Genomic DNA, 21105 nt, shown 5'->3' on the forward strand with positions numbered 1-21105 from the left:
GCAGGTAAATAGTGCTTTTGAGGGATATATTAAAAATGTGGATTATTTGAAATATACTTTAGCTGCAGTAGCAGCCATGATATTTTCCTTGTCGGGTGTTGATATTTCATTGCTTAAGACAATGTAATCAATAAGGTGTCTGTAGCTGTCCTTGCACAGATTCATAGGCAGGTCACTTCCCCACATAAGTCGGTCGCTTCCGACAAGTTCGATGGCGCGTTTAATATAATGGATTGCGTCAGGATAAGGGTATGTGGCGTCTTTACCCTGATTAGAAGGAAGGCTTGCAAGGTCGAATACAACATTGTCAAGCGTGAGTGCCTCCATTCCTTTAAGCCAGACATTTTCCTGAACAAGACCTCTTGGGGCAAGTAGATGGCACACAACAAACTGCGTGTCAGGGTGTCTCTTAATTGCGCGGGCGAGGGCTTCCGGCTGCCAGCACTCGGCAGGGTAGCGTCCAATATCGAACACAACAGTATTATTATGCATTTCAGCATATGACAGCATTTCCTCAATAACATCACCATCAAGGGGAATAGTAGGATGGTAACTCATAAGACCGCTTCCGGTACTTACTTCGAATTTTACAATCTTAATTCCGAGGTCTTCAAACAAATGCTTCCGTATAGAATCAACATTTCTGCAGAATGGGTCATAAGTGGCTGCTGCAGCAAGACGGTCAGGATATTTCTTTGCAGCCTCATAAGTGTAGAGATTCTGCGGTCCTAAGAAATTGCCCTGAAGCATAACAGCCTTGGAAACACCAGCTTCATCCATAACCTTAAGAACCGCTTCCGGAGTTACATCATATTCACCGAGACACTCTGGTATCATCTGGAATATAGTTCCATCAGCGTAGCTTGCGTAACCTCCGCCTATAGCCTGCATTTCTCCGCTGTTTCCAAATCCATTGATGCAGCGGCATATATGAATGTGTGAGTCAATTATGTTCATAGTTAAGCCTCCTTGTTGCCGGATGTTAATATGTAATCTCCCTGCCTTCTTTTCTCCACTGTCTGAATTCAGCAGAAGCAGAAAGTAAAAGGTCAGATGATGAGTTAAGTGCAGTTTCAACAGAATCCTGAATAACACCGATGATGAAGCCAATTCCGACAACCTGCATTGCAACATCATTAGGAATACCAAATAATGAGCATGCCATAGGTATAAGCAGGAGTGAACCACCGGCAACACCAGAAGCACCACAGGCAGAAAGCGCTGCAAGAATACTTAAAAGAATTGCGCTTGGAATATCAACAGTAATACCTAAAGTATTGGCTGCGGCAAGTGTCATAACAGTGATAGTTATTGCAGCACCATCCATGTTAATAGTTGCACCGAGCGGAATAGTTACAGAGTAAGTATCCCTGTCGAGTCCCATATCCTCACATTCCTTCATATTAATAGGAATATTGGCAGCGGAGCTTCTTGTGAAAAATGCAGTGAGTGCGCTCTTTTTTAAACATCTGAATACAAGTGGATAGGGATTCTTGTGTGTACACCAGAAAACAAGAATCGGGTTGGTAACGAAATAGATAAAAAGCATAGTACCAACGAGAAGCATAAGAAGCTTTCCATATTCCTTAAATACTGACATACCATTGTTTGACACAGTATCAAATACAAGTCCCATAATACCAAATGGAGCAAAATTAATAATCCAGGTAACAACCTTGGAAAGACCATTAGAGATATCTACAAGCATATCTTTAGTAGATTCCTTGGCATGTCTACATGCAATACCGATAACAACAGCCCATGCAAGAATACCTACATAGTTAGCTTTAGTAAGAGAAGTAATAGGATTCTCAACAATATTCATGAGCAGGGAGTTAAATACATCACCAATACTTCCCGGTGATGACATTTCTTCAAAGCCCTCTGTCAGAGTGAGTGTAACCGGAAATAATTTGCTTGTAAATACTGCGATTACAGAGGCAAGAATAGTACTGAACATGTACAGAATAATTACGGTTTTAATAACGCCGCCATGACTTTTTCCTGAATGACATAAAGAACTTATGACAAGCACGAAAACAAGAAGCGGTGCGATAGCCTTAAGTGCGCCAACGAAAACGCTTCCGAAAAGAGCAATGCCGGAAGCCTTTGGAACGAGCAGGCCAAGAATAATACCAAGTGCCAGTCCTCCAATAATTCTTTTAATGAGACTAATACTAATCCATTTGTCTAATAATTTTTTCATATCTAACAGATTCTCCTATGCAAAACTTTTTCTATTATAAACTTACAGAATTTATTTGACAACTAATACTGTAAAGGATAAAAAATATATTGTAAAATATAAAGCAATTACTATATTAAGAGAGAAAATGTCATGGAGAGAATCTATAATTATTTAAAGAAAGATGCAGTACTTACAATAAGCTGGGTGCTTGCAATCGTTTCAATGTTTTTTATAAAACCAGACAAAGCATATGCCGGTTACATAGACTGGCGTTCACTTGGAATATTGTGGAGTTTGATGATAATAACGAAAGGCTATATGCAGAACGGCATTTTTGAAAAAATCGGACATGCCCTTCTTACAAGAACACGAAAAATGTGGCAGCTTATTGCAGTTCTTGTAGGACTGAATTTCTTTAGCAGCATGATTATAACAAATGATGTGTCGCTTATAACATTTGTCCCATTTGCAATAATGATGCTTAAGCAGTGTGGCAGGCAGGAGCTTATGATACCAGTAGTTGTATTGCAGACGATAGCTGCGAATCTTGGAAGTATGCTGACACCGATTGGTAATCCGCAGAATCTGTATCTGTATGGGCTGGCTGGAACAGGAATCGGAGAATTCATAATGTGGCTGCTGCCATACACAATAGTTTCAGCCCTGCTTCTGGTTATATCAATTCTTCTTATAAAGAATAAGAACGAAATAATATGTATAGAAGATACAGACAGCGAAGCTGCACATAATACATCAGTGCCACGAGTCATGGCCTACAGTGTATTATTTATTCTTGCACTTTTAGTTGTCGCAAGAGTGCTGACATGGTATATACTTGCAGCAGCCGTTCTCATAACGGTATTACTGCTGGAGAAAAATGTGCTTGCGAAGGCAGATTATGCACTGCTATTAACATTTATCGGATTCTTCATATTCACAGGCAATATGGGAAGGGTTGAACCTGTGGCACATTTTCTTGCAGGAATCGTGAATGGCCGGGAGCTGGAAGCCGGAATAATAACAAGCCAGTGCATAAGCAATGTTCCGGCGGCACTGTTATTATCAGAATTTACAGACAATATAAAGAACCTCGCAATAGGGGTGAACATCGGAGGTCTTGGTACGCTTATAGCGTCAATGGCGAGCCTCATATCGTACAAGCTGTATGCCAATGAAGTGCCAGAGAAAAAGGGAAAATATTTTGCCGTATTTACAGTTTACAATATAATATTTCTAGTGGTGCTGTATGTGTTTACGAAATTGATATAACATATGGAAAATCTTACATAAAACAGGAGGGGAAGAAATGTATGGATGTCCAGGTTGTGGAGCCGAGTTAAAATACGATATAAAAACAGGTAAATTGCGGTGTTCACGATGCGGTAATAAATATGATGTACAGGCAATAAAAAAGGACAAAGATGCTGAAAGTTCTCTATATGAAATAAATGAATATGTATGTCCGTCCTGTGGCGGAAGAATATATACGGCAGATAATACAATAGCGGGATTTTGCAGCTATTGTGGTGCATCTGCAATTTTACAGCAGAGAACGGAAACAATAGATGCGCCGAAATCAATAGTCCCTTTTAAAGTTGAAAAGCGTGTATGTAAGACAAAATTCAAGAATTTTGCAAAAAAGAATATGTATGTACCTGATGAATATAAGACAGCGGACGGAATCAATGAATTCAGAGGAATATATCTGCCATATCATAGTTATGATGCGGAGGTTGCCGGTGTTTATGATGCATATGGCAGTACAGAGACAACCAAAAAGAAAAAGAAGAAAATATATACAACAAAAAAATACTGGAAAATACACGCGCCAGTTCATGGTTATGTAAAAGGTATTACACATGATGCCTCGGGATTATTCCGGGATGATTTAAGCGAGGCGGTAAATGATGCAACTGATTCAAAGGCAGTAGTGGATTTCAGACCAGGTTATCTGTGCGGATTTTACGCAGATATGTCGGATGTGCCAGCTTCAGAATATGAGAATTATGCATATGTCAATTCGAAAGAATACATAAATAATCAGATTAAATGCAAAGTCGGAAGCAACATGTACATAAATAAGACAGAACAGGAGCCACAGATTAAGATATCCTGTAAAGAGGACATTTTAAAACCGGTATGGTTTATGTCTTATCAGAACAGAAACAGGGTAGCATATGCTGTTATTAATGGACATACAGGGAAAATGAATTGTGATCTGCCGGTAGATTTAAAGAAGTTTTTTGGTGTGTCAGCAATCATATCAGCCATTTTATTTATAATTCTTATGTGCTTTCAGAGTGTCATGTTTACAGCAAAGACAATGATAGGAATAGCAGCAGTATTTAATCTTATAGCAGGTTTATTTTACGATGCCAACATAAGAAAAATGTATGACAGGGAAATAAAAAGAACTTATAAATTGAAAAAATCGGACATATCAAAATTAGTTGCAATTACAGTTGGAGCATTTATGCTCATGTACTTTATTATAAGTTTTGTCATAACAATTAATTCCGAATACAGGGAAAGCAGCAAATGGGTTAAAGCTGTAATATGTGCAGTAACATTTGTAATGCAGGTGATTATGATTATTAAGAACTATCATAAATATGAGGCACTTAAGAAGAATAATACAGTGCCATCACCGGTTTTTGTGCTTTCAGTTATAATTAACATAATCATTATGGCAGTCGCAGTTATTAATCCTGTGCATGATATATGGTATTATGTCGCGACAGCCATGGCATTGGCATCAGAAGTAATTGTGGTGATTGGAATTATAAGAGATTATAATTACAGCTGTACAAGACCATTGCCGCAGTTTAAAGAATACAAAGGAGGACAGGAAAACATTGAGATATCTTAAAAAATTTCTGACAGTAATTATAATTTTCTGTTCCTTTATTATATGCGGCATATCTGGCACACAGCAGGTAAGCGCCAGTGAAAGTGGTAAAACTGACACCAGTTATACAATAATATATGATGATAGTGCTTATCTGATAAAAGATACTGATAAGCCGCAGTTGTATGATGTTATGGAAAGCATATCCAAGGATACAAATGTTATATTTTATACAACAGATTCAACAGAATATGGAAGGAACACAGCTGATATCTGTCAGAATTATTGTGCAGAACATTTTGGCAGTTCAAAGACTGCACCAGTAATAATGTTTACAATAGACATGTATAACAGAGAAATATATATGTACTGTACAGGTAGTACGCGTAAAATAATCCGGAATGCAGAAGCTAATTCAATAACAGATAATGTCTATAAAAGTGCTACAGCAGGAGATTATGGCAAATGCGCAATAAATGCATTTACACAGGCAGAAAATTGCCTTGCAGGTGGTAAAGTCAAAAGACCAATGCAGATTATTAATAATGTGTTACTGGCTATGCTGCTCGGAGTAACTGCTAATTTTACAGTTCTTAAAATATCAAGAGCAAGCAGAAAATCAGCAGATAGATGTGGAGAAATGGTTGGAATAGCAAACAATTCATTTGTTAGTGTAAAGGTCAGCAAGGAACTGATAAAGGAACATACTACGGTAAGGAGGGAGTCATCTGATTACAGTGGTGGCTCTGGCGATTATTCGGGTTCTGGAGGGGGTTCGTCTGACGGAGGTGGAAGTTCCGGCGGAGGACATAGCTTTTAAATGACTCTATAAAAATAATGGGGAGATAAATATGGATTCAATTAATATGTGCTACGAAATGTGTGATTATATAGAGCAGAATGGCATTGTGAAGCTGGTAGGAAATACAAGGCTCCGCGACAATCTTAAGAAGGAGTTTCTGCATTTTCTAATATATATATCAATGATAGATGAAAGGTACGGCGAGCAGGAAAAAGCATTTATAAAGAAGAAGCTGGGGTTTGAGGTCAGTGCCTTAATGGCGGCTGATATTAAGAACCGCAACATGCTTGGAGCAGGCTATATTACAAAAATGCCAGAGACATTTAAGTATTTTATACTTGCCAATGCAGGCCACAAGATTAAGAACGACAGATACGACAACAAAGAGGCGCGGACGCTGGCAGAAAGCTACAGGAAGCTCGGACAGGAATATCTGGCTGCGAATACTGAAAGCACCGAGGTCGAGATAAATGTTTTATCATCATACTGTGTGATGCTGGACGAGAATCTTAAATCATACGGTCTGCTGCGTCCTGATTACAAGAGTGTGACAATACAGGCAGAGACAGAAGATGACGAAAAGCCGGACGCTGATGAACTAATTGCAGAACTTAATTCACTGACGGGACTTACTGCAGTTAAAGAAGATGTCAATGCACTTATTAATCTTCTTAAAGTTCAGAAAATGCGTGAGCAGATGGGAATGAAGCAGACAAGCGTCAACAAACACCTTGTATTCATGGGAAATCCAGGAACAGGAAAGACGACAGTTGCAAGACTGCTTGCCAGAATATATAAGGCAATAGGGGCAATCTCAAAAGGACATCTTGTGGAAGTAGACCGTTCAGGACTTGTGTGTGGTTACATAGGTCAGACAGTGACGAAGACTGCAGAGGTAATAGAATCAGCACTTGGAGGAGTCCTGTTCATAGACGAAGCATATACACTTACTAATGGAAAAGGTCAGGGCGATTTCGGACAGGAAGCTGTAGACACATTATTAAAAGGAATGGAAGACCACAGAGATGATTTAGTTGTAATAGTGGCAGGTTATACAGAACTGATGGAGGAATTCTTAGATTCCAATCCGGGACTGCGTTCAAGATTTAATAAATTCATTAACTTCGAGGATTATACAGCCGAGGAAGAGGTTGAGATACTTATAAACAACTGCAAGAAACAGGAATACATGCTTTCCCGTGATGCGCTTGAGGAAGCAAGAAGATTCTTTACAGACCGGGTAGCCGATAAGCCAGAAGGCTATGCTAACGCAAGAGATGTAAGAAACTATCTCGAAAAAGCCATATCCAATCAGGCAACAAGGATAGTTGGACTTAAGGATGTGGATAAGAATATACTGGCGATGCTGGAGAAAGAGGATCTGGTAGGGATTGAGTTGTGACATACGGGAGGTTGTGGCAGACGGACGCGGCAGGCGGGTGGATAGTGTCATTTTCAGACACGCTCTCGCTCGGTGAAAAACGCAGCTGTACTAAATTCACTGGTTTGCCGCATAAAATGCGGCTCCCAGCTCATTAAGTGCAGGCGTTTTTCAACGGTCTGAAACTAACACTATCCACCCGACCGCCGCTCACTTCGCCAGCGCCTCCAGATGTCGCAAGCTCATCTGGAGGGGGAGTGGATTTTAGCGTGTAGGGAAGGTTTGATGAAGTCCAAAAGGGAAGCTGAAGCGTGGCGGATTGGACGTTGAAGCGGGGAGAGGGCATGATGAAGTCTAAAAAGGCAAGAGAGGAGAAACACGATGGGAATAGTGTATTTTACAAGGCATGGTCAGACTGTCTGGAATGTTGAGAATAAGATATGTGGGGCGACGGATTCGCCGCTCACAGAGTTGGGGCATGAACAGGCTGTAGAATTGGGGAAAAGAATTCTGTCAGAGGGAATACATATAGATGAAATCCTGTATTCGCCACTTATAAGAGCGAAAGCTACAGCACTTCATGTATCTGAGATTACAGGAATACCAGCGCGCGAAGAGATAAGACTTAAGGAACAGAATTTCGGTAAATACGAATCAACTCCAAGAGATGGAGAAGAATTTGCTAAAGCCAAATGTAACTTTATATGCAGCTTTGATGGAGGAGAGACAATGCTTCATCTTGCACAGCGCATTTATAATCTGATTGACGATATAAAGGCGCAGCCTGATAAAACATATCTTTTAGTTGCACATAATGGAATTGCACGAATGGTAAAGTCATATTTTGAGGATATGGGAAATGAGGAGTTTTCGGCTTTTAAGATAAAGAATTGCGAGATATTGAAGTTTGAGTTTTAAGATTGACGTCTGGGAGGTGGTGGCGGACGGACGCGGCGGGCAGGTGGATAGTGTCATTTTCAGACACGCTCCCGCTCGGTGAAAAACGCAGCTGTACTAAATTCGTTGGTTTGCCGCATAAAATGCGGCTCCCAGCTCATTAAGTGCAGGCGTTTTTCAACGGTATGAAACCAACACTATCCACCCGCCCGCCGCTTACTTCGCCCCCTCCCAGATGTCACAGGCTTATTTGGGAGGAGATGTGATGCCGGCAGGTTTACGACACCGTGCAGTGCTGAGAAAGCCAGCCGTGTTAATTATGTATATTCCCCGACACAGACCGTTGGAAAACGTCGGCACTTAACGAGCCTGAGAAGCCGCGTAAAGCGGCGCACGACAAGGCGAGTTTAGTACCGTTACGTTTTCCACCGAGCGGGAGCGTGTCTGGGGAGGGAAATATACATAATTAACGCGGAGTCCGTCTCTCACAATTTACAAAAACAAAACTAGACCGAAATATTACTTTGCGTTATAATCAGACAGCGAAAGATGCAAATATATCAGAAGAAAGAGGCATAAAAATGTTTAATAAATCAATTATAAAAAAGGCAGCGGCGATAGCAGCAGTAATACTTGCAGTGACAGCACTTCCGACTAATATGACGAAGGCAGATACACAAACATCAGGAAGTACCGTAAGCCAGACAACATCAGAATACACAGAAATCCGAACAGCGTCAGAACTTGTGGAAGCAGCTAAGAGTGCGTCAGGAAATTATAAACTGATGACAGATATAGATATGACAGGAGTTGAGTGGACGCCATGGGATTTTTCGGGAACATTTGACGGTAACGGACACAGCATACTTAACCTGTCAGTAAAGACAGTAAGCAAGAAGACAATGAAGACCTATGACGGCAACAGAAAAGAGTACAAAACATACGGCGCAGGCTTCTTTGGGGTGCTTACAGGTGCGAAAGTAACAGGACTGGATATATATGGAGCAAGAATTGAGATTACTACAACGGAACCATGTTTTGCGGCACCAATAGCAGGGCTTGCAGACGACAGCGACATATCAGACTGTATAATTAAGGATACATATGTGTCACTCACAGATTCAGCTAAAATGTGGGGAACAGGCGGAATCGCTGGATTTGGAAGCGGCAATCTTGATAATATTACTACAGATGTGACACTTGTATGTGTAGATACAGACGCAGCGGTCAGGGACGAGCAGTTCATGGGAGGCGCGTATGCAGCAGGTTTCCTTAATATAAGGAATTGTTCTATAACAATAGATGGATATGATTCAGACCACGGATATGTGCATGATGGCGGACTTGTCGGCATGTATATGGTATATCCATTGGAACTGTCAAAGACATATCAGGGCGAAGTGCTTAACAACAAAGTTAAGGGAATGATAACATTTTTCGAAGACAATACAGACCGCCGTGCATACTGTCAGGCAAATATGGGTGAGGTCATGAACTGGACATATGCATATTCAGGCTTCACATCAGATTTTAAGAGAAATGAGACATATGATTATTCAGTGACACTGCTTCCGGAAATGTGCAGCAATCCTTCATACACAGATGTAGTGACAGAAGCAACAGCATCAGACTTTGGATACACAACACACACCTGCAGTACATGTGGCTACACATATTCAGACACTTACACAATACATGAGCATAAGGTCGACAGTTACAGCGTGGTAAAGGAAGCAGCCAGCACAGACAAGAAAGACGGAATAGAGGCAGGAACATGCAGCCTGTGCAATCAGACAGTTTACAGGGAATATGCTGCAAATGTAGTAACAGACGATAATACACAGGCAACAGACAATAAAGCATCAGGCACGGCTGTCAAAAAAGGAATGAAAGAAAGTACAGCAGTATTTGCAGTAATATTGGTGGTAATAGTTATTGTAATAATTATAACAGTAGTCATGATGGTACAGAATAATAAAAGAAAAAGAAGATATAACAGACGCAGATAGAAGGGAGCAGTTATGGAAGAGAACACATTTATAAATGTATCAAAAGATATGATGTCGTTCATAGAAAAAAGTCCTACAGCATTTCATGTAACGGCGAATTTTATGGATTTGCTGGACGATGCCGGATTTGTGCGCCTTAACGAAAGGGACAGATGGCATCTTATATCTGGCGGCAAATACTACGCTACAAGAAACGATTCTTCCATAATAGCATTCAGGATGCCTGCCACAGAGGGTTTTGCTAATTACCAGATTGCAGCCGCACACAGTGATTCACCGTCATTTAAGGTAAAAGAGAATCCTGAGCTGACACCGGACAAGAATTACGTTTCGTTAAATGTGGAAAAATACGGCGGCATGCTTATGGCACCGTGGTTTGACCGGCCTCTTTCGGTTGCTGGAAGGGCAATAGTAAGAGAAGGTGCAGTATTAAAGCCTGTCCTTGTAAATGTAGACAGGGATTTATGCATAATACCAAATCTTGCAATTCACATGAACAGGGAAGCCAACACAGGGCTTAATTATAATGCACAGAAGGATATGATACCGCTTATAGGAGAGGCAGAATCCAAAGGGCTTTTTGACAGCATAATAGCAGACGCTGCACAGACAGATAAAGAGTCAGTGATAAGCAGTGATCTGTTTCTGTATAACAGACAGGCAGGAACTATATGGGGTGCGGATAATGAATTTATATCAGCACCAAGACTTGATGATGTGATGTGTGCATATTCATGCATGAACGCGCTTATAGACAGTGATGAGAGCAACCAGGAAAGCGTTGCGGTATGTGCGGTATTTGACAATGAAGAGGTTGGCAGCAGCACCAAGCAGGGAGCAGATTCAACATTTTTATCAGATGTGCTTATGCGTATAGCTGCGTGTGCCGGCAAGGATAATGAGGATTATATAAGGGCGTGTGCAGGTTCTTTCATGCTTTCAGCGGACAATGCGCATGCGGTTCATCCTAATTATCAGGAGAAAGCTGATCCGACTAACAGACCTCATATGAACAAAGGTATAGTCATCAAATACAATGCCAACCAGAAATACACAACAGATGCGGTTTCTGCGGCAATATTTAAAGAAATATGTACAAGAGCGGGAGTTCCGACACAGGAATTTGCTAACCGTTCAGATATTCCGGGTGGTTCAACACTTGGAAATATAGCTAACTGCCATGTGTCAATGAACACAGTAGATATCGGGCTTGCGCAGCTTGCAATGCACTCACCTTACGAGACAGCAGGAATTATGGACACAGAATACATGATAAAGGCAGTAAAAGAATTTTTCGAGACAGCCATTGTGACTAACAGCAACGGCACATTTACATTAGAATAACAGAAAGATACAGTATATGAGCAATACTATATATATGGCCCCAATGGAGGGGCTTACAGATTTTACATACCGTAACGCCTACGAGAAAACATTTGGAAAAGGCAGAATTACAAAATATTTTACACCGTTTATCTCACCTAATAAGTCAGAGAATTTTCTTGCAAGAGAGATAAGGGACATAGACCGCGGGCATAATAAGGATACATATACGGTTGTACAGGTCATGACTAATGAAGCTAAGGATTTTATATGGACAGCAAAAATGCTTTATGAAAAATACGGCTACAGCGAGATTAATCTTAATGCCGGCTGTCCGTCAGGCACAGTTGTTTCAAAGGATAAAGGCTCAGGAATGCTTCGCGACACAGAAAAGCTCGACCGTTTTCTTGATGAGGTGTTTGAGGATGCATTTATAAGAGAGAATATTAAGGTTTCGGTCAAGACACGAATCGGTGTTGAAGATGATGACAGTTTTCCACAGATAATGGAGGTGTATAATTCTTATCCTCTTGAGGAACTTATTGTTCATCCGAGAGTGCGTACAGATTATTACAGAAATGAGCTGCATCTTGACGCTTTCCGTTATGCTGTTGATAACAGCAGGAATAAATTAGTGCTTAACGGAGATATATTTACAAGGAAGAATTTCCTTGAAATGAAGGAGATGTTTCCGGAGGTTGATACATTTATGCTTGGAAGAGGGCTTATCGCGGACCCCGGACTGATTAATGTATTAACAGATGATAATCCTCAGGCGATGGTGCGGGACCTTAATGCAGACAAGAAGCTGATGAAAGAGCTTCACGACCTTGTATACGCAGCCCGCACAGCCATAATGCCGGGAGATACACATGCCATACACAGAATGAAAGAAATGTGGTGTTATATGGAATATGTGTTTGATGACTGCAAAAAAGAAATCAAGGCAATCAAGAAATCCCAGAGAATGGCTGATTACAAGGCTGCAGTTGATGTGTTCTTCAACAAGGCAATGCTTGTTGAAAGAAAGAATATTATATTTTCAAAAAAATTCTAAATCAGTGACAGGCAGTATCATATCAGATATTGTCTGTCTTCTTTTTCTGCTGGTGACCTGTCATAAAGGCAAGCACCTGTCTTGGCAGGAATCTGCTGCCAAAAACTCCGGCTTTCATTGTAAATGTCGGAATAATGGTAAGTTTGCCTGTAAACATTTTACAAAGTGCATAATAGGCGCAGTAATCAGCAGGAATTCCGGATAATGCGAACTTTACATTGGCAACATTGTTGAAGTTGGTATCAACAGGACCTGGACAGAGCATGCTTATGTGAACGTTACTCTTTAAGTCGCGCAGTTCCCCGTGGATTGCAGTGGTAAGGCTTGTCACATATGCTTTGGTTGCATAATAGGTAGACATATAAGGTCCACCCGGAAGCAGTCCGGCACTTGATGCAACATTCATGATGTAGCCCCTGTCACGCTGTATAAAGCCTGGAAGTACGGCCTTTGTAAGTATATGCACAGCTTTAATATTGACATTAATCATGTTAATGTCATTCTTAAGCTTAGTTTCTGTGAATTCACCAAGTTCTCCGAACCCGGCATTATTAATCATAATATCAAGTGGATACTGACGAAGCTTCCTTCCAAGCTTTACGCACGATTTCTCATCAGACAAGTCACATGTGATACATTTGCATCTGACAGCAACATTGTTAGCAATTTCGTGAAGCGCGTCTGTGTTTCTTCCGACCAGAATCAGGTCATATTCAAGGTCTGAAAGCAGATATGCAAATTCTTTTCCAATGCCGGAAGATGCTCCGGTAATACAAGCAAGTTTCATAAGAAGACTCCTTTCTTTTCGCTAGGCTATCCATACATTTTTCTGTTTTCTGATTTCACAGACATTTATCTGTGAAATACTTGCGCAGTATTGTCAGAGAATATTGAGAAAAACCTATAAGAAGATATTATTTCTTTTGTTTATAGGCAGAAATAGTATGATTCCTGCTCATAAAGCGCAGATTTCACTGTAAATACCTATAGATGACATAAAACTGTGTTGTTTATAGGTGGTTTTCAGCTTTCTGGCAAGGATAATGTTTGGTGAGATAGAAAAAAGTGCAGGGAGTACCTATAAGCTGTCAGAATATACGACTACCTATAGGTATCACGACAAAAAAATCATACCATACAACTCTTCATCAATAATAATATGCCTATAAATTTTGAAACATAGATATCCTTATAGGAAATGTATAACAGCATTATAGCAGATTCATCCAATATATGCTACAAAACCAGAGCCGGCACCAAGTCAGGCACACGACTGTCAGCCAGCCACTCGGCATCCAGCCGCACAAGCCCACCGCCCTCGCAATATAACATTGACACACCTCCCCGCCGGGCTTAAAATTATTCTTTAGATAAAGCCTGCTAAAGAGGCGTTCATAATGTAGTGTTATACAGGGAGGAATTGATGACAATTAAGAATGAAACAGCATTCACAAAGGAATGTATGGAAGGTGCCATGCGTGCCAGTAATTTTGATAACAGTAGATATAAGACTTTTAAGCTGATTTATAATATGTTTGGACTTATATTCGGAATGATGATGATAAGAGAGCTTGTTCTTAAGATGACAGGTAATGAGCAGGCGGACACATTTATGATAGTACTGTTCGGGCTTGTTGCAGTGGTATTCTTATACATTGGAATGGTTGGAATGGATAAGAGCAATAAAAAGAAATTTTATAATATATATGGAAAGATGGTAGGAATTAAATTCTCATATGAGATAGATGCAGAGAATATTATTATTACAGATGAAGAAAACGACAGTGATACATTCAGTTGGAATGATATTGTGAAATGGAATCAGGATCCTGATAATATATATCTGTTTGTTGGGGATGATAATTGTCTGGTTGTAGGCAAGAAAGGGTTTACCCAGGGAAGTGCAGATGATCTGAGGCAGCTTGCTGATGCTGTAATCGGGATGAGAAATGAGACAGAAAACAGCCAGCAGTAAATTGACAAACACTATTAGTAGCAGATATAATATCTTCATCTGCGTTTAGCTATGCGGGAAATAATCAGGAGGAGGAAAGCCATGAACAATCAGGAAATGATGGAACTTTCAACAGTAGATAAGAGCGATTTTGAGGAACTTGTAAAAGAATGTACAGCCTCAGGTATAATCGATCAGAATCTGTATACAGAGTATGATGTAAAGAGAGGTCTTCGTGACAGCAATGGTAACGGCGTACTTACAGGTCTCACAGAGATATCAGATGTATTAGGTAACCAGAGTGTTCACGGAAGAAAGATACCTGTAGATGGAGAATTATATTTTCAGGGATATAATGTTGAGGAGCTTATCAAGAGAAGCAGCCTTGATAGATTCAGATTTGAAGAAGCGACATATCTTCTGTTATTCGGAGTACTTCCAGACAAGGATCAGTTAGACAGATTTATAAGAATCTTAACAGACCTTCAGGAACTTTCAGGGGCATTCATCAGAGATGTTATTATGAAAGCTACAAGTACTAATCTTATGAATTCGCTTATGAAGAGTATCTTAAGTCTTTATTCATATGATGAGAAACCGGATGATATTTCAATTCCTAATGTATTAAGACAGAGTCTTCAGCTTATAGCCAAGATGCCTCTTCTTTCAGTATATGCTTATCAGTCATACAGACATTTTAAGCTTGATGGAACACTTATGATAAAGAATCCTAAGAAGGGTTATTCAACAGCCGAGAATATCCTCTATATGTTAAGAGATGACGGAGACTTTACAGAACTTGAAGCAAAGGTACTTGATATTTGTCTTGTTCTTCATGCAGAGCATGGTGGTGGTAATAACTCAACATTTACAACTCATGTTGTTACTTCATCAGGAACAGATACATATTCAGCAATTGCTTCATCAATCGCATCCCTTAAAGGACCTAAGCATGGTGGTGCTAACTTAAAGGTTCAGGAAATGTTTACAGATATTAAGGCACATTGCAGCGATTGGGACAATAAAGATGAGATATGTACATATCTTAACAAGATCCTTGACAAAGAAGCATTTGACCATGCAGGACTTATCTATGGTATGGGTCATGCGGTATATACTAACTCAGATCCTAGAGCAGTTATTCTTAAGAAATTTGCGAAACAGCTTTCAGAAGAGAAGGGAATGCAGAAAGAATTTGCATTATATGAGCTTGTTGAAAGCGAGGCAGGACAGCTTATCATGAACAAGAGAAAGATGTTTAAGCCAGTCTGTGCCAATGTCGATTTCTATAGTGGATTTGTATACACAATGCTTGGTATTCCAGAAGAAATGTTTACACCAATGTTTGCAACTTCTAGAATTTCAGGCTGGTGTGCACACAGACTTGAGGAACTTGTTAATGCAGGAAAGATTATCCGTCCTGCATACAAATATGTTGGACATCACAGACCATATGTTGATATGGACGAGAGATAATTACGTTTAATGGAGTAGTAAAATTATGTCACAGTACAAGGTTAAGAAGCTGGACCACCCGATTCACTGTACAGTTGAAGTGCCTGGTTCAAAGAGTATTACTAACAGAGCGCTGCTTATGGCAGCTTTATCACAGGGTGAATGTACCCTTAAAGGAGTTTTGTTCAGTGACGATTCGAGACATTTTCTTTTAAGTCTTATCGCACTTGGATATATTATCGAAGTAAACGAAGTTGAACGATATGTTATCATTCATGGACATGGAAGAGATATTCCAAAGAAGAGAGCAACAATCAATGTAGGAAGTGCCGGAACAGCGGCAAGATTCCTTACAGCCATGCTTGCGTTATCAGATGGTGAGTACACAATTGAAGCTTCTGAACAGATGAAGAAAAGACCTATGCTTCCGCTTTTTGAAGCATTACAGAGTATGGGAGCAGAGATTGAGTTTCTAGAGAAAGACGGACATCTTCCGGTTAATGTAAAAGGTGCAGCGTATGGTGGGAAGAAGCCACAGAATCATGTTTCAATAAGTATAAGTGAAAGCACACAATTCTTAAGCGCGCTTATGATGACATCTCCGATGCTTGAAGAAGGAATACATGTTCATATTACAAGTAATAAAACAGAAGGATCATATGTGCGTATAACAGCTAAGATGATGGAACAGTTTGGATGTGTGGTAGACCATAAAGGGGCAGAATATGTAGTCCCTGCGGGTTCGGGTTACTATCCACAGACATATTATATTGAACCGGATGTTTCAGCAGCCTGCTATTTTTATGCAGCAGCAGCTCTTATAGGCGGAACAGCTATTGTCAAAGGTGTACATTCAAATTCAATGCAGGGTGACCTTAAGTTCATAGATGTGCTTAAGCAGATGGGTTGTGCTGTGACAGAGGAACGCGAGGGTATATGCGTCAGCGGACCTAAGGATGGAGAATATTGCGGTGTGGATGTTGATATGAATGATTTCTCAGACCAGTCAATGACACTTGCAGCTATTGCTCCATTTGCAAAGACTACTACAGTTATCAAGAATATTGAACATATACGATTACAGGAGTCAGACAGAATTGAGGCTATGGTCAACGAGCTTAACAATCTTGGTGTTGATGTCAAAGAGGGAAGAGACCGTATAGAGATATCTCCAGCCAATGTTAAGCCAGGTGTAGTTGACACATATAATGACCATAGAATGGCAATGTCTTTCGCACTAATCGGCCTGCGTGTTGATGGAATAATAATTGATAATTATGAATGCTGTTGTAAAACATTTGAGAACTATTTTGAAGTACTTGAAAAGGCATGTGCACAATGAGAATACTTTTATACAGATGGAAGGTGTTCAATCAGGATGATGTAAAGTCTGCGATTGAATATTTCGGACATGAAGTACATGATTACACAGAAACAGTAATAGACAAGGATGATGAGACCGGCTTTAAGCTCCGCGATTATGAGGAGCTTAGGCAGGTCTTTTCTGCATACGATTGTATTTTTTCACTTAATTATTTTCCACATGTATCGGATTTATGTGAAGAGCTTGGAAAAAAATATATCGCATGGACGGTAGATAGTCCGCTTATATCACTGTATCATCAGTCATTATTTAATAAATGTAACTATATATTTATATTTGACAGATTTTATTGTGAGGAACTAAAAAATCTTGGAGCAGAACATGTGTGGTATCTTCCACTTGCTGTAAACTGTTCCCGTGTTGGTAAGATAACAGGTTCACTTACTGCTGATGAACGGAACAAATGGCACAGTGAAGTATCATTTGTTGGAGGAATGTATCACAGGAATTCTTATGATGAAATAAAAGATAGGCTGCCGGAATATTTAAGAGGGTATTTTGATGCGGCAATGGCAGCACAGATGGAAATCTATGGTGACAGCATATTCGATAAGGTGCTTACAGTTGATATACTTGAAAAGTTATGTGAGCTTATAGATTTTAAGCAGGATGAAAGAGCATTTTCAGATATTGCACTTGTGTTTTCATCAACATTTTTAGGTTTCAAACTTGCTAATATAGAGAGGGTGCAGATACTTAACAAGCTTGCAAAGCATTTTCCGACAGACCTCTATACGGATGATCCGGATAAAGAGCTTATAGGGGTTAATCTTAAGGGTGCAGTTAATTATATGACAGATATGCCGAAGGTGTTTAATTGCAGCAGGATTAATATTAATCCTGTAATGCGTAATATCCGTACGGGAATTCCGCTTCGGGCGTGGGATATTGTCGGTGCAGGTGGATTTCTTATGACCAGCTTCCAGCTTGAATATATGGATTTTTTCGAGAATGGAAAAGACTATGTGTATTACGAAAGCCATGATGACTTGTTAAGAAAGACAGAGTATTATCTTAATCATGAGGATGAGCGTGCACAGATTGCAAGAAACGGACATGAAAAAGCAGAGAAGTTTCATTCATATGAAAAGAGAATGGAGTTCATACTTGATAAATGTGGTATGTTAAAGCATTAAAGTTCAATTTATAACAGTTTACTATATTGAAATGTGCATATATGACCATTGTTTACAATAAATATATATGGTATTATAAAAAAGGTTGAGACAACAGCCATACAATATTATAACTTTTACTTTAAGGAGGGAAAAAAATGAGTTTTTGTAAGTATTGTGGAAGACAGTTACAGGATGGAGAAGTCTGTACATGTCAGCAGGCACAGCAGCCAGCCGGAGCGGCACAGCCACAGCAGGAATTTAACCAGCAGGCAGCACAGCAGCCAGCCGGAGCAGCACAGCAGACATTCCAACAGGGAGCAGGTCAGCAGACATATCAGCAGGCACAGCAGGGATTTAATCAGCAGCAGGCTTCACAGCAGATGGACGCTGTTAAGAAGGCGGGAGCTAATGCAGCCCTTGATTATGTTAATGTATTGAAGGGATTGTTTACATCACCGGTAGAAACGGTATCAGCATTTGTTGCTAAAGCTAATGTTATTATGATTGCAATACTTATTGGTGGTCAGGCAATTATTAACATGCTTACAAGATTATTTGATATGTTAATTGCTAACAGTAAGGCAAAGGTTACAACAGGAAGTAAAGAGCTTGACAGCTTACTTTCATCTTACTACAGCTCATATACTAATACCAAGCCATATCCAGCAGGCTCAATATTCAAGAACATGCTTCTTGAGATTCTTCTGGTAGCAGTAGCGGCAGCTGTAATTGCACTTGTAGTTATGCTTCTTGCAAAGGCATTTAACAAGGCTAATGTTACATATATGCAGGGCCTTGCAGTATATGCCATTACAGCAGTACTTGGTATACCAGCAGAGTTACTCAGCTGGGTAACAGGTCTTACATCAGTAGGATTCATTGACAGAATATCTTCATGCGTAACAGTATTTTCTAATGTAGCAGGATATGCATTTGTATACATAGCAATCCGTGCATTATGCAAGGATGAGAAGAAGATACCTCTTATAATGGCAATCTCATATGTTGCAGTTAATTTCCTTACATGGGTATTAAGACTTATGTTCTAATTAACAATTTGATAATTGGTTATAATTAATGATTCCCGGCAGACCGGAAGTGTGAATACACAATGGTCTGCCGGGAATTTTTAGTTTTTAAGCTTTCCACTGAACACACCATCGTATTCATTAAAATAACTCTCTTCAAGCTTTCTCATCATAACTGTAACATAATCATCAATATAGCTTAATGATATATACATATTGCCGACGGAACTATCAATAATCTGCACTTTGATAAGAAGATTATTGTCTGCTCTGAAAGCTGCGCTTGCACCACATTTGAAATTATAATCAGGGAAGTTCTGGAAAACATTCTTTCCGAGTCCGAAATGCAGCTCGTGATTTCCTGTTGCATTAGTATAGAAAAATGTTCCTTCATCTCCGTTAAATGTAAGCTTTATGTCTGTTACACCACATGGATTAGTGCCAAATTCGTAGTTTTGTCCGTTGATTTTGCTTACAAGGTCTGAACTATATTCGCCCGGCTGCACAAGAAGCTGGCGTGAATTCTCGAACTTCTGGAATTCTTCATAATCACTATTATCAGTACATGTATCAATATGGCTGTATACTTCTTCGTAAAATGTATCATATATCAGCTGTACTCCACCCTGACGACCCTGTGCATCAGCAGTGGTAACAAGAATAACATCTTTATCTGGGTAATATACGGCAAGCTGTCCGCCCATGCCAAAAAATGCATAACCATTGTGAGTTGTCATCCATATCTGGTAGCCATAGCCCTGCATTTCTTCCCATGAACCTGATTTTCCATAAGGGTCACTATGCTTAACAGTTGCCTCCTTAAGATATCCGGAAGGCAGCAACTGCTTTCCATCAAGTTTACCATTCTGAGATACAATATACATAACCTTAAGAATATCCTGTGGTGTTGCACACATTCCTGAACCGCCCATGCTTACTTTGCCATCAGGAGATTTTAATATAAATGCTTCTTTAGAAAACCCTAATTCATCTAAGAATTTCGTTCTCAGATAATCAAGCAGTTCCATACCCGTGAGCTTTTCAACAAGTGCACCCAATGTATGTGTTGAAGCTGTATCATAAGAGAAATTAGTTCCAGGAACATGGTCGGGTGTAACAGTGAAGAAAGAACCTACCCAGTCAGGGGAACCTCCGATTTTGTATGCATTCACATCATGACATGTTCTCATTGTGAGCATCTGCCTTATTGTGAGCATCTGCATATATGGGTGCACACCTGTTTCGGGCTGCTTTTCAGGGAAATAATCTGCAATATGGTCATCAAGTGATATTCTGCCTTCATCAGCAAGTAGCCCTATGGCAAGTGAAACAAATGATTTAGTGACAGAAAACATTCTGTGAAGAGTGTCTTTCGTGTATGGTGCATAGTAGCTTTCCATACATATCTTACCATGTCGCATAACAATTATGCTGTGCATCGGAAGGTTGTTACATTCAAGCTTTCTGGCAAAGCTGATAAGTCCTGTGGAAGATATTCCTACCTCCTCTGGTATTACTTTTTCAAAGTCTAACATTGTTGTCCTCCAAGATAGTTGTAATGATTAAACACAATAATTATTTTTATTATAATCCTTTTTGGTATATACTGTAAATCAAAAAATATGAATCTTTAAATTAAGTCCAATATAGTATATACTTAA

17 protein-coding genes are annotated in these 21105 nt (G+C 39.8%); 13 read left to right on the top strand and 4 right to left on the bottom strand.

Annotation, left to right across the window (positions count from 1 at the left end; translation table 11 throughout):
* Positions 1-42: 42 nt before the first annotated feature.
* Together EUBELI_RS01670 and sstT are read right to left on the bottom strand one after the other, a co-directional pair.
* On the bottom strand, positions 43-957 hold the full coding sequence (locus tag EUBELI_RS01670; protein WP_041687897.1) for an amidohydrolase family protein: 915 nt from the start codon (positions 955-957) through the stop codon (positions 43-45).
* A gap of 25 nt (positions 958-982) precedes the next feature.
* Complete coding sequence (gene sstT / locus EUBELI_RS01675; RefSeq protein WP_012738618.1) at positions 983-2206, bottom strand: serine/threonine transporter SstT; 1224 nt, start codon at positions 2204-2206, stop codon at positions 983-985.
* Between the two features lie 132 nt (positions 2207-2338).
* Here sstT and EUBELI_RS01680 point away from each other — a divergent pair, with 132 nt between their 5' ends.
* The 8 genes from EUBELI_RS01680 (at position 2339) to EUBELI_RS01715 (ending at position 12505) form a co-directional block, all read left to right on the top strand.
* Positions 2339-3457: an SLC13 family permease gene (locus EUBELI_RS01680; protein WP_012738619.1), complete on the top strand. Its 1119-nt coding sequence runs from the start codon at positions 2339-2341 to the stop codon at positions 3455-3457.
* A gap of 37 nt (positions 3458-3494) precedes the next feature.
* Positions 3495-5057: a hypothetical protein gene (locus EUBELI_RS01685; RefSeq protein ID WP_012738620.1), complete on the top strand. Its 1563-nt coding sequence runs from the start codon at positions 3495-3497 to the stop codon at positions 5055-5057.
* Complete coding sequence (locus tag EUBELI_RS01690; RefSeq protein WP_012738621.1) at positions 5044-5856, top strand: TPM domain-containing protein; 813 nt, start codon at positions 5044-5046, stop codon at positions 5854-5856. Before EUBELI_RS01685 ends, EUBELI_RS01690 begins: the two co-directional genes overlap by 14 nt.
* A 31-nt stretch (positions 5857-5887) precedes the next feature.
* Positions 5888-7240, top strand: a complete 1353-nt coding sequence (locus EUBELI_RS01695; protein WP_012738622.1) for an AAA family ATPase — start codon at positions 5888-5890, stop codon at positions 7238-7240.
* A gap of 360 nt (positions 7241-7600) precedes the next feature.
* A complete protein-coding gene (locus EUBELI_RS01700; RefSeq protein WP_012738623.1) occupies positions 7601-8137 on the top strand; it encodes a histidine phosphatase family protein in 537 nt (178 codons plus the stop codon).
* Positions 8138-8697: 560 nt separating this feature from the next.
* Complete coding sequence (locus EUBELI_RS01705) at positions 8698-10125, top strand: hypothetical protein (RefSeq protein ID WP_041687898.1); 1428 nt, start codon at positions 8698-8700, stop codon at positions 10123-10125.
* A gap of 12 nt (positions 10126-10137) precedes the next feature.
* A complete protein-coding gene (locus tag EUBELI_RS01710; RefSeq protein WP_012738625.1) occupies positions 10138-11469 on the top strand; it encodes a M18 family aminopeptidase in 1332 nt (443 codons plus the stop codon).
* A 16-nt stretch (positions 11470-11485) separates the two neighbouring features.
* Positions 11486-12505: a tRNA dihydrouridine synthase gene (locus tag EUBELI_RS01715; RefSeq protein ID WP_041687899.1), complete on the top strand. Its 1020-nt coding sequence runs from the start codon at positions 11486-11488 to the stop codon at positions 12503-12505.
* 22 nt (positions 12506-12527) lie between these two features.
* Here the strand turns inward: EUBELI_RS01715 and EUBELI_RS01720 are convergent, their stop codons facing one another.
* Positions 12528-13292: an SDR family NAD(P)-dependent oxidoreductase gene (locus tag EUBELI_RS01720; RefSeq protein ID WP_012738627.1), complete on the bottom strand. Its 765-nt coding sequence runs from the start codon at positions 13290-13292 to the stop codon at positions 12528-12530.
* Between the two features lie 636 nt (positions 13293-13928).
* On the opposite strand from EUBELI_RS01720, the gene EUBELI_RS01725 reads away from it, so the two are divergent.
* The 5 genes from EUBELI_RS01725 to EUBELI_RS01745 all read left to right on the top strand — a co-directional run bounded on the left by EUBELI_RS01725 (position 13929) and on the right by EUBELI_RS01745 (position 19465).
* Positions 13929-14480 (top strand): YcxB family protein, encoded by a 552-nt coding sequence (locus EUBELI_RS01725; RefSeq protein WP_012738628.1) that lies wholly within the window; start codon positions 13929-13931, stop codon positions 14478-14480.
* 81 nt (positions 14481-14561) lie between these two features.
* Positions 14562-15935, top strand: a complete 1374-nt coding sequence (locus tag EUBELI_RS01730; RefSeq protein WP_041687900.1) for a citrate/2-methylcitrate synthase — start codon at positions 14562-14564, stop codon at positions 15933-15935.
* Positions 15936-15960: 25 nt separating this feature from the next.
* On the top strand, positions 15961-17256 hold the full coding sequence (gene aroA, locus EUBELI_RS01735; protein WP_012738630.1) for a 3-phosphoshikimate 1-carboxyvinyltransferase: 1296 nt from the start codon (positions 15961-15963) through the stop codon (positions 17254-17256).
* The gene (locus tag EUBELI_RS01740; RefSeq protein ID WP_012738631.1) at positions 17253-18434 is read left to right on the top strand and encodes a CgeB family protein; all 1182 of its coding nucleotides are present in this window, start codon (positions 17253-17255) and stop codon (positions 18432-18434) included. The genes aroA and EUBELI_RS01740 overlap by 4 nt, the downstream gene beginning before the upstream one ends.
* Before the next feature lie 137 nt (positions 18435-18571).
* Positions 18572-19465, top strand: coding sequence for a hypothetical protein (locus EUBELI_RS01745; protein WP_012738632.1), 894 nt, complete (start codon positions 18572-18574; stop codon positions 19463-19465).
* Between the two features lie 80 nt (positions 19466-19545).
* Here EUBELI_RS01745 and EUBELI_RS01750 read toward each other — a convergent pair whose 3' ends face one another.
* On the bottom strand, positions 19546-20979 hold the full coding sequence (locus EUBELI_RS01750; protein ID WP_012738633.1) for a serine hydrolase domain-containing protein: 1434 nt from the start codon (positions 20977-20979) through the stop codon (positions 19546-19548).
* Between the last annotated feature and the right edge of the window lie 126 nt (positions 20980-21105).

It is taken from the genome of [Eubacterium] eligens ATCC 27750 (assembly GCF_000146185.1).
GTDB lineage: Bacteria > Bacillota > Clostridia > Lachnospirales > Lachnospiraceae > Lachnospira > Lachnospira eligens.

Excerpts from the sequence above, each read along its gene's own strand:
- EUBELI_RS01680 (WP_012738619.1), top strand. The coding sequence starts at position 2,339 with ATGGAGAGAATCTATAATTATTTAAAGAAAGATGCAGTACTTACAATA.
- EUBELI_RS01685 (WP_012738620.1), top strand. The coding sequence starts at position 3,495 with ATGTATGGATGTCCAGGTTGTGGAGCCGAGTTAAAATACGATATAAAA.
- EUBELI_RS01705 (WP_041687898.1), top strand. The coding sequence starts at position 8,698 with ATGTTTAATAAATCAATTATAAAAAAGGCAGCGGCGATAGCAGCAGTA.
- EUBELI_RS01715 (WP_041687899.1), top strand. The coding sequence starts at position 11,486 with ATGAGCAATACTATATATATGGCCCCAATGGAGGGGCTTACAGATTTT.
- EUBELI_RS01710 (WP_012738625.1), top strand. The coding sequence starts at position 10,138 with ATGGAAGAGAACACATTTATAAATGTATCAAAAGATATGATGTCGTTC.
- EUBELI_RS01670 (WP_041687897.1), bottom strand. The coding sequence starts at position 957 with ATGAACATAATTGACTCACACATTCATATATGCCGCTGCATCAATGGA.
- EUBELI_RS01725 (WP_012738628.1), top strand. The coding sequence starts at position 13,929 with ATGACAATTAAGAATGAAACAGCATTCACAAAGGAATGTATGGAAGGT.
- EUBELI_RS01740 (WP_012738631.1), top strand. The coding sequence starts at position 17,253 with ATGAGAATACTTTTATACAGATGGAAGGTGTTCAATCAGGATGATGTA.
- EUBELI_RS01745 (WP_012738632.1), top strand. The coding sequence starts at position 18,572 with ATGAGTTTTTGTAAGTATTGTGGAAGACAGTTACAGGATGGAGAAGTC.
- EUBELI_RS01700 (WP_012738623.1), top strand. The coding sequence starts at position 7,601 with ATGGGAATAGTGTATTTTACAAGGCATGGTCAGACTGTCTGGAATGTT.
- sstT (WP_012738618.1), bottom strand. The coding sequence starts at position 2,206 with ATGAAAAAATTATTAGACAAATGGATTAGTATTAGTCTCATTAAAAGA.
- EUBELI_RS01730 (WP_041687900.1), top strand. The coding sequence starts at position 14,562 with ATGAACAATCAGGAAATGATGGAACTTTCAACAGTAGATAAGAGCGAT.
- EUBELI_RS01695 (WP_012738622.1), top strand. The coding sequence starts at position 5,888 with ATGGATTCAATTAATATGTGCTACGAAATGTGTGATTATATAGAGCAG.
- aroA (WP_012738630.1), top strand. The coding sequence starts at position 15,961 with ATGTCACAGTACAAGGTTAAGAAGCTGGACCACCCGATTCACTGTACA.
- EUBELI_RS01720 (WP_012738627.1), bottom strand. The coding sequence starts at position 13,292 with ATGAAACTTGCTTGTATTACCGGAGCATCTTCCGGCATTGGAAAAGAA.
- EUBELI_RS01750 (WP_012738633.1), bottom strand. The coding sequence starts at position 20,979 with ATGTTAGACTTTGAAAAAGTAATACCAGAGGAGGTAGGAATATCTTCC.